The organism is Paraburkholderia sp., from assembly GCF_036488505.1.
In the GTDB taxonomy this organism is placed as follows: domain Bacteria; phylum Pseudomonadota; class Gammaproteobacteria; order Burkholderiales; family Burkholderiaceae; genus Paraburkholderia.
In genome coordinates this window covers 38,370-47,456 of sequence record NZ_DASXHN010000271.1, presented here as the reverse complement: position 1 = coordinate 47,456, position 9,087 = coordinate 38,370, and the positions used below count along the sequence as shown (strand labels likewise).

General features: G+C 66.0%; 7 protein-coding genes. 4 read left to right on the top strand and 3 right to left on the bottom strand.

Annotation, left to right across the window (positions count from 1 at the left end; translation table 11 throughout):
- Window positions 1-3,202: molybdopterin dinucleotide binding domain-containing protein (locus VGH68_RS16210; RefSeq protein WP_331604666.1), on the top strand; the 3,202-nt coding region annotated here is incomplete at its 5' end.
- Between the two features lie 220 nt (window positions 3,203-3,422).
- Window positions 3,423-4,790, top strand: coding sequence for an MFS transporter (locus VGH68_RS16205; RefSeq protein WP_331604665.1), 1,368 nt, complete (start codon window positions 3,423-3,425; stop codon window positions 4,788-4,790).
- An 87-nt stretch (window positions 4,791-4,877) separates the two neighbouring features.
- Here the strand turns inward: VGH68_RS16205 and VGH68_RS16200 are convergent, their stop codons facing one another.
- Window positions 4,878-5,243, bottom strand: coding sequence for a hypothetical protein (locus tag VGH68_RS16200; protein WP_331604664.1), 366 nt, complete (start codon window positions 5,241-5,243; stop codon window positions 4,878-4,880).
- Between the two features lie 280 nt (window positions 5,244-5,523).
- The gene (tam, locus tag VGH68_RS16195) at window positions 5,524-6,348 is read right to left on the bottom strand and encodes a trans-aconitate 2-methyltransferase (protein ID WP_331604663.1); all 825 of its coding nucleotides are present in this window, start codon (window positions 6,346-6,348) and stop codon (window positions 5,524-5,526) included.
- A gap of 190 nt (window positions 6,349-6,538) precedes the next feature.
- Between tam and VGH68_RS16190 the strand changes: the two genes are divergently transcribed.
- Window positions 6,539-7,162, top strand: a complete 624-nt coding sequence (locus VGH68_RS16190; protein WP_331604662.1) for a glutathione S-transferase — start codon at window positions 6,539-6,541, stop codon at window positions 7,160-7,162.
- 211 nt (window positions 7,163-7,373) lie between these two features.
- Entirely contained in the window at window positions 7,374-7,736 is a 363-nt protein-coding gene (locus VGH68_RS16185) for a hypothetical protein (RefSeq protein WP_331604661.1), read from the top strand.
- Window positions 7,737-7,801: 65 nt separating this feature from the next.
- On the opposite strand, the gene fabV is transcribed toward VGH68_RS16185, so the two are convergent.
- Entirely contained in the window at window positions 7,802-8,998 is a 1,197-nt protein-coding gene (fabV, locus tag VGH68_RS16180) for an enoyl-ACP reductase FabV (protein WP_331604660.1), read from the bottom strand.
- Window positions 8,999-9,087 lie beyond the last annotated feature (89 nt).

The window sequence follows — 9,087 nt, the reverse complement described above, 5'->3', positions numbered from 1 at the left end:
GCAGCGTTCGGCGCTGGTCGCGCAAGATCGCGCGTTTATCGAAGAGCTGTGGGGCATTGCACCGGGCACGCTGAAAGCGGATGCGGGTAACGGCACGATCGACATGTTCGCGCGGATGGCCGCAGGCGACATCAAGGCGTGCTGGATCATCTGCACGAATCCGGTCGCGACGGTCCCGAACCGGCACAACGCGATCGCGGGGCTGCGCGCCGCCGAACTCGTGATCGCGCAGGACGCGTTCCTCGACACCGAAACGAATCGCTACGCCGATGTGTTGCTGCCCGGCGCGCTATGGGCGGAAGCAGAAGGCGTGATGGTCAACTCCGAGCGCAACCTGACGCTGATGCAGCAGGCGATCGAGCCGCCCGGCGCGGCGCTGCCCGACTGGCAGATCATCGCGCGAATCGCGTGCGAGATGGGCTTCGCCGCCGCGTTCAGCTATGCGAGCGCCGACGAAGTGTTCGCCGAGATCACGCGCGCGTCGAACCCGGCCACGGGCTACGACTTGCGCGGCGCGAGTCATCGGCGCCTGAAGGAGACGCCGCTGCAATGGCCGCTGGCCGCGGGCGATTCGGGCGATGGCGGCGATGGCGCCGGGCGCAATCCGCTGCGCTACCTGAACGACGGCGTGAGCCAGACGTTGCGGCAACGCGACGATGGCAGCCGTCCTCGCCTGGCTTTTCCGACCGCGAGCGGTCACGCGAAGTTTTTCGCGCGCGCCTATGCCCCCGCGGCGGAATTGCCCGATGCCGAATTCCCGGTCGTATTGAACACCGGCCGCGTGCAGCATCAATGGCACACGATGACCAAGACCGGCAAGGTCGCGATGCTCAACAAGCTGAACCCGGGGCCGTTCGTCGAAATTCATCCGGAAGATGCGGCCGCGCTCGGCATCCGCGCGAGGCAACCGGTCGAGATCCGTTCGCGTCGAGGGCGCGCGATTCTGCCCGCTGTCGTGACCGATCGCGTCAGTGCGGGAAGCTGCTTCGCGCCGATGCACTGGAACGACGTGTTCGGCGACGACCTGTGCATCAACGCCGTGACCAACGATGCGGTCGATCCCGTTTCGCAGCAGCCAGAGCTGAAATTCTGCGCGGTGGCGCTGAGTCCAGTGACGGCCGCACGCGGTGCGGCAGCGCGCGACGGTGAGCACGCTGATGCCGCCATCGATGCCGGCGCTCAGGCAGCCGCTCAGCCGGTCATCGGCGCGGATATCGACGCCGATATCCACGCAGTTGCGCGCGCACCGACCGCCAAGGATCAACCTATGCGTCGTATCGAAGCACTCAACAGCCTGTTGCAACTGCCACCGGAGCCCGCGCCGTCACTCAGCGATGCCGAGCGTGCGTACCTGGGCGGGTTCGTCAGCGCACTGCGTTCGCTCGACGCGCCGGGCATCGACGGCGTGCCGGTGCTGCCGCCGAGCGCGCCATTCGATCCGGCCACGCGCTTGTATGTCGACGGCTTGCTCGCGGGGCTCTACAGCCGCGCTGCGACGAACGTGCCCGCGTCACCAGCGGCCTCGCCGGACCTCATGGACCTGCAAGAGCCGCGCGAAGCGGGCGTGCGCATCGTCCGCGCGCGCCCGAAAGTCACGCTGCTGTGGGCGTCGCAAACCGGCAACACCGAATCGCTGACCGAGCGCTACGCGACCCGTCTGATGGAATCGGGCTTCGAAATCCGCACCGCGTGCATGGCCGACTATCCGCTCGCGGCGCTCGCGAAGGCGCAATACGTGTTGCTGATGACGAGCACCTTCGGCGATGGCGATCCGCCCGACAACGCGCAGGACTTCTGGACGCAACTGAACGCGCCGCACGCGCCGCGTCTCGATGGCGTGCACTTCGCGGTGCTCGCGCTCGGCGACCGCAACTACGACCAGTTCTGCGGCCATGGCCGCCGTCTCGACGACCGGCTCGGCGCGCAGGGGGCACTGCGCCTGATGGAGCGTGTCGATTGCGATAGCGACTATCAGCCGGCCGCCGATGCGTGGCTCGAACGCGTGATCGTGCGCATCAAGGAAGCGGACGCGGCGCTCTATGCGGTGCCGCCGGGCGGAATGATCAACGCGGTGGTGGGCACGGTGCCCAGCAAGACGCGGCCGGCCGCGTCGCGGCTCGTCGGCAATCTGCGGCTGAACCGCCAGGGCGCGGCGAAAGACACGCGCTGCGTGTCGCTGGATACCGGCGACGCGAACCTCGAATACGAAGCGGGTGACGCGCTCGGCGTGTGGCCGACCAACTGCCCCGAACTCGTCGACGAACTGATTTCGCTGAGCGGCCTGCACGCGGATGCGCCGGTCCATGTCGCGGGCATCGGCGATCTGCGGCTCGCCGATGCCCTCGGCAAGCACTACGAGATCGCACGGCCGAGCGTGGAAGCCCTCGCATTCGTCGCCGCGCGCAGCGGCCGTGGCGCGCTGCGCGATCTGCTCGCACCCGCGCGCAAGGCGGATCTGAAGCAATGGCTATGGGGCCAGCAACTGGCCGACGTACTGCACGAATTTCCGGTGAAGCTCACGGCGGCTGAGTTGACCGGCATGTTGAAGCGTCTGCAGCCGCGCCTGTATTCGATCGCGTCGAGCCCGAAAGCGCACCCGGGCGAAGTGCATCTGACGGTGTCGGCGGTGCGCTACAGCAACGGGCGGCGGCATCGCAAAGGCGTGTCGTCGACGTTTCTCGCCGATCGCGCCGGGGATATCGACGTGCCGGTCTTCGTGCAGAAGTCCGCGCATTTCCGCCCGCCGCATCACGGCGACACGCCGATGATTATGGTCGGCCCCGGTACCGGCATCGCACCGTTTCGCGGCTTTCTGCACGAGCGCCGCGCGCGTGGCGAGCGCGGACGCAACTGGCTGTTGTTCGGCGAGCAGCACGCGGCCACCGATTTCTACTATCGCGACGAACTCGAAGCGATGCGCGCGAGTGGGCTGCTGACGCGGCTCGATGTCGCGTTCTCGCGCGACCAGGCCGACAAGATTTATGTGCAGGACCGCATGCGCGAACACGGCGCGCAACTGTGGGCCTGGCTGGAGGAGGGCGCGCATTTCTATGTATGTGGCGACGCCAACCGGATGGCGCGCGACGTCGACGCGGCGCTCAAGCAGGTGGTCGCAACGCACGGCGGCATGAGCGACGACGACGCGCTCGACTACGTGAGCCGGATGACGCGCGAAAAGCGCTATGCGCGCGATGTGTATTGAGCGCCATGTGTCGCCGCGGCGAACGTGAGCAAGGTTTCAGCAAGCGCAGCACGGGAAACGCAGCACAAGCAAGGCAGCACAAGCAACGCAGCACGAGAAACACGCGGACGGCACCACGCCGGTGCGCCGCTCCGCTTTCGCAACCTGGACGACACGCCGGCGCGGCTGCATCCGATGCAAGCGCCGGAGGGTCGGGCAATCCGTCTCCTAAGGACCTTTGATGAAAAACCTGATGCACTGCCTTCGAAGCGGCGACTGGCGCGCGCTGGTCGCCTGTTTTCTCTATTTCGACACGGGCTTCACCGTGTGGGTGCTGTATGGGCCGCTTGCGCCGTTCATCAGCCGGAGCATCGCGATGACGCCCGCGCAGCAGGGTTTGCTGGTCGCGGTGCCGGTGTTGTCGGCGGCGATTTTGCGGGTGACGCTCGGCAATCTGTATCAGTCCGCGCATGGCAAGCGCATTGCGCTGATGGGCGTGCTGCTGTCGGCGCTGCCGACGATCGTGCTGCCGGCGATGCACTCGGCGCCGTCGTATCAGATGCTGCTCGTGCTCGGCGTGTTCCTCGGCGTCGGCGGCGCAAGCTTCGCGGTCGCGTTACCGATGGCCGGCAGCAACTATCCGCCGAAGGTGCAGGGGCTGGTGCTGGGTCTTGCCGCGGCGGGCAACATCGGCGCGGTGCTCGACGGCTTCCTGTTCCCGCAACTGGCGACGCGCTATGGCTGGCAGATGGCCGCCGGCGGCGCGTTGCCGCTGCTCGCGATCGCGGCGATCACGCTGTACTTCTGGGCCAACGACGCCGGCGTAAAAACGGGCAGCGTGCTGCGCGCGTTTGGCGGCTTTGCGGTGTCGCTCGCCGGTTTGATCGTGCTCGTGCTGCTCGTCGAGGCGGGGCTGTTCGGCGCGGGCAGGACCGGCGTGCTGTTGCTGCCGGTGGCCGGCGCGCTGCTCGCGATCGCGGTGCTGCCCAAACATTATCGCGCGGTGCTCGCCGAGCGCGATACGTGGGTGATCATGCTCGTCTATAGCATCACTTTCGGCGGTTTCGTCGGCATGTCGTCGTATGTATCGCTGTTGCTCACGAACCTCTATCAGCTATCGAAGATCGATGCGGGCCTATTGATGGCGTTGCTGGCCGCGACCGGCGCGATGTTGCGTCCGCTTGGCGGGCTGATCGCGGACCGCGTGTCGGGCGTGCGCGCGCTCACCGTGCTGCTCGCGATCATCTCCGTGTGCGACTTCGTGTTCGCCGCCGCGATGCCGGCGCTCGCGGGCGGTATCGCGCTGCTGCTGTGCCTGTACGTCGCGTTCGGCCTCGGCAATGGCGCGACGTTCCAGCTGGTGCCGCATCGCTGGGCAGGGCGCACCGGTTTGATGTCGGGGATCGTCGGCGCGGCCGGTGGTATCGGCGGGTTTTATCTGCCAGTCGTGATGGGTATCGCGAAGGAGAGCACCGGCAGCTATCAGATGGGCTTCGCGACGTTTGGCGCGCTGTCCGCCTGCGCGTTTGTCGCGATCCTCGCGCTGCGCCGTCCGTGGATGGCATGGTCGATGCAGGGCGGGGTGATGCACGCGCATGCGACAGAGTGAAGGGTTGCGCGCGGCGTTCGTCGTAACGCAAAGGGGCCGACAAACGGGCCCCCGGATTTTCCCGCGATCGCCGCGATCGATGAAAAATCAGTCCGCGAGGCGCTTGTCCGCCAGCGCGCTCTGGCAATCGGCCAGCACCTGCCGCAGCAGCCGGGCCTGCGGATCCAGGTCGTCGGTATCGAGAATTTCTTCGACCGCGTCGCGCGCCCAGTCCGTGTCGACGAATTGCGCGTGGCGCCTGGCGATTTCCACCGCGGTGGCCGACAGCTTCGCGATGCATAGCCAGTCGGCCTCGCGCGCGCGGCGGTCGAGCCACTTGTGCGCGGCCTGCACGTGGAATGCCGCGTCCGGCCAGTCTTCGTTCAGATAGTAAGCGCCGAGGCTTCCGCATGTGAGCCAGCACAACAGCTCCAGACGGTCGCGGGGACTCAGATGTTGGCGTACATCACTCATGGCGACGCTCGCTGCGGTAAATGGCTTCCCGGTGAGGCCGGCATGGCGCCGTCCTCGGCTTTCAACAAACATTAGCACGCGATATTCCCGCGCGGCAATTCCCAACCAACCCTGGCGCGCCGCGCGTTTCGGCGCGGGTTTTGGCAGCGACGAGCAGGGCAGGTGGGCGGAACAGCGGTTCACACCAGGGGCCGGCCACGCGCCGCAGCTGCCGGACGCTTTTCGCGCGCACCGTGGACGGCGCGCGACGCCCGGCAGCGGTGCCGGGATGCCCGGCGCGTCAGCCGGCCGCGCGCGTCGCGACGATAAATAGCCGCGGAAATGGCAGCAGCACGGTGCCATCGGTGAGCGCGGGGTAAGCGTTGGCGATTTCGTCGCGGTAACGCTGCAGGAACGTGGTGCGTTCCCTGTCGTCGAGCGCGGCCAGAAACGGCCGCAGCGCGCTGCCCTTGAACCACTCGACCACCGCGTCGGCGCCGCCGGCGAGCGGATGGTGGTAGGTGGTGCGCCACACGTCGACGCGCTCGCACAGCGGCCTGAGCAGCGCGTAGTACCACTCTGCACCGTGGCGCACCGTGCGCTCGACACCGTCGAGCCGCGGCGCCCACGGGCCGTCGCCCGCGACCTCGCGCAACAGCCGGTGCGCCGGTTCCTCGAGATTGTCGGGCATCTGCACCGCGAGGCTGCCGCCGCCGGCAAGTTTTTCCAGCAACGCCGGCATCACCCGCTCGTGGTCCGGCACCCATTGCAGCACCGCATTCGCGAGGATCACGTCGTAGCGCTCGTGCGTATTCCATGTCGAGATGTCGCCGAGCTCGAAGCTCACTGTCGGTAGACGCCGGCGGGCCGCCGCGATCATGTCGGCGGAACTGTCGATGCCGCTGACCGTCGCGCCCGGCAGACGCGCGGCGAGCACCTCGGTCGAATTGCCGGGTCCACAGCCGATGTCGACCGCGCGCCGCACACGGTCGGTGGGCACTGCCGCGAGCAGATCGCGCACCGGGCGCGTGCGCTCGTTTTCGAACAGCATGTACTGTTTCGCCTGCCAGTCGGCCTGGGGCCGGGTCGAGTCGTGAGCCGGGCCGGTGATGGCTTTCTCCGTCATGCTTGTGCTCCTTCGTGGGTTCGGTGCGCCCATTCTGGGGGCTCGAAGGCCAGAGTAAAATCAATTTGTGATTCCGCTTGCCGCGTTTTTCTAAAACCGATATCGCGCGGCCACGTCCGCAGCGCGCGACGTGCCGCTCACCGAAGAGCGCGACGTACCTCGATCGATCACCTCACTCATCGGCCCGTCCATGCTGCAGATACTCGGCAAGACCACCTCGATCAACGTGCGCAAGGTGCTGTGGACCTGCGCGGAACTCGGCCTTTCGTTCGAACAGGAAGACTGGGGCTCGGGCTTCCGTTCGACCGACGTCGCCGAGTTCCGCGCGCTCAATCCGAATGCAATGGTGCCGGTGATTCGCGACGGCGAGTTCGTGCTGTGGGAATCGAATTCGATCATCCGCTATCTGGCGAACCGCTACGGCGGCGAGTGGCTGTATCCGGCGGATGCGCTCGAGCGCGCGCGCTGCGATCAATGGATCGACTGGCAGGCGAGCGAGTTGAACCGCTCGTGGAGCTATGCGTTCATGGCGCTGGTGCGGCATTCGCCCGCGCATCAGGATGCGCGGCAGATCGCGCTGTCGTGCGCGGACTGGGCGAAGCATATGGCGATCATCGAGCAGCAGCTCGCCCGCACCGGCGCGTTTATCGCGGGGCAGGCGTTCTCGCTCGCGGATATTCCAATCGCGCTGTCGGCTCACCGCTGGCTCGAAACGCCGCAACAGCACGACGATCTTCCGGCGCTGGCCGCGTATAGGGGGCGGCTCGCGCAGCGCGGCGGCTATCGCGAATATTGCCGTAACGGCACGCCGTGATTGAGCCGGCTCGACCGCGCAAGTGACGCACGCGCAAGTCGGGCCGGCGCGCATTACCGGTGGAAGCTGGATTTGCAGCCTGCCCGACAGTGGGCCGTGACGCTTACATGATCCGCCGCCGATCCTGACAGATTCGTTGCGCAAGGTGCTTGTGCGCAACGCACTCCGTGTCCCCTACAATGGCCGCCTTTGTGACCTTGAAGGTTCGACGATGCGAGTAACGAAAATCGCACTGGCGCTGCTGATGGCGTGCTTCACACTGAACGCGAGCGCCGAAATGACCGCTGCGCAATACAAGACATGGGCGCACGCGGACAACAATTCGATTTACGCGGCGTACATCACCGGCACGATCAACGCGTTCGGCTGGGTCAACGGCGACCTTATCGCGCAGAAACGGCCGCCGCTGTTCTGCCCGCCGCCCACGCTCGCGATCGGCAATCAGACGGTCTATCCGATGCTCGACGCGTTCTTCGCGAATCATCCCGGGATTTCCGACGATTTCCCGATCGGGCTCGCGATTCTGCGCGCGTTGCAGGGGGCGTTTCCGTGCAGTGAAGGCAAGAGCGAGTAGCGCGGCGATCAAATGGATAGAGGCGGGTCAGTGAACTGAGCCCGCCTCTATTCGAACAACAACCCTCACACCTGCACGAGGTTCGGAATCTGCACGTCCGGATCGACGTCCGCTTCGTAATCGATCCCCTTCATGTCGAAGCCGAACAGACGCAAAAAATCGGTCTTGTAGCCGGCGAAATCGGTGAGCTCGTAGAGGTTGTCGTTGGTCACCTGACTCCACAATTCCTGCACGCGGCCTTGCACCTGCGCATCGAGCTCCTTGTAGTCGGCACGCAGACGGCCTTCGTCGTCCAGATGCGGCTGAGCACCATAGAGGCTGTCCTTGTACAGACCGTAGACCTGTTCGATGCAGCCCTCGTGGGTGCCTTTCTCCTTCATCACCTTGAAGAGCAGCGACAGATAAAGCGGCATCATCGGAATCGCCGAGCTGGCCTGCGTGACGACTGCCTTCAGCACGGCGACGCGCGCATCGCCGCCTTTCGCCGCGAGTTTGGCGCGAATGCCGAGCACCTTCTGGTCGAGATCCTTCTTGGCCGCGCCGATCGACCCGTTCCAGTAGATGTCGTGGGTGATTTTCTCGCCGAGATAGGTGAACGCGGTGGTCTTCGCACCGTCCGCGAGCACGCCCGCGTCGGCGAGCGTGTCGATCCACATCTGCCAGTCCTCGCCGCCCATCACCGCGACCGTGTCCGCGATTTCTTGCGGCGTGGCCGGTTCGAGCACGGTTTCCTTGATCACTTCCTTGTCGGTGTCGATGCCGCGCAGATTCACCGCGTGACCGATCGGCTTCAACACCGAACTAAACACTTCGCCCGTCTTCGGATGCCGGCGCTTCGGCGCCGCGAGGCTATAGACGACAAGATCGACCTGGCCGAGATCGCGCTTGATGATGTCGATCGTGCGCGCCTTCACTTCGTCGGAGAACGCGTCGCCGTTGATGCTCGTCGCGTACAGGCCTTCGGCGGTCGCGAATTTTTCGAATGCGGCGGTGTTGTACCAGCCAGCCGTGCCCGATTTGGTTTCGCTGCCGGCGCGTTCGAAGAATACGCCGAGGGTGGCCGCGCCCGAGCCGAACGCCGCGCTGATGCGGGCGGCGAGCCCGTAACCGGTCGATGCACCGATCACGAGAACCTTCTTCGGGCCGTTGGCGATCGGGCCGCGTGCCTTCACATACTGGATCTGTTCGTTGACGTTGGCTTCGCAGCCGGTCGGATGGGTCGATACGCAGATGAAGCCACGCACACGCGGTTTGATGATCATGAAGCACCTCTTGTCGGAATTGCCGACATTATAGTGGCCCCGCCAACGGGGCCGGGGCATCGGCGGGGAAGAGGGGCCGGCAACGCGGG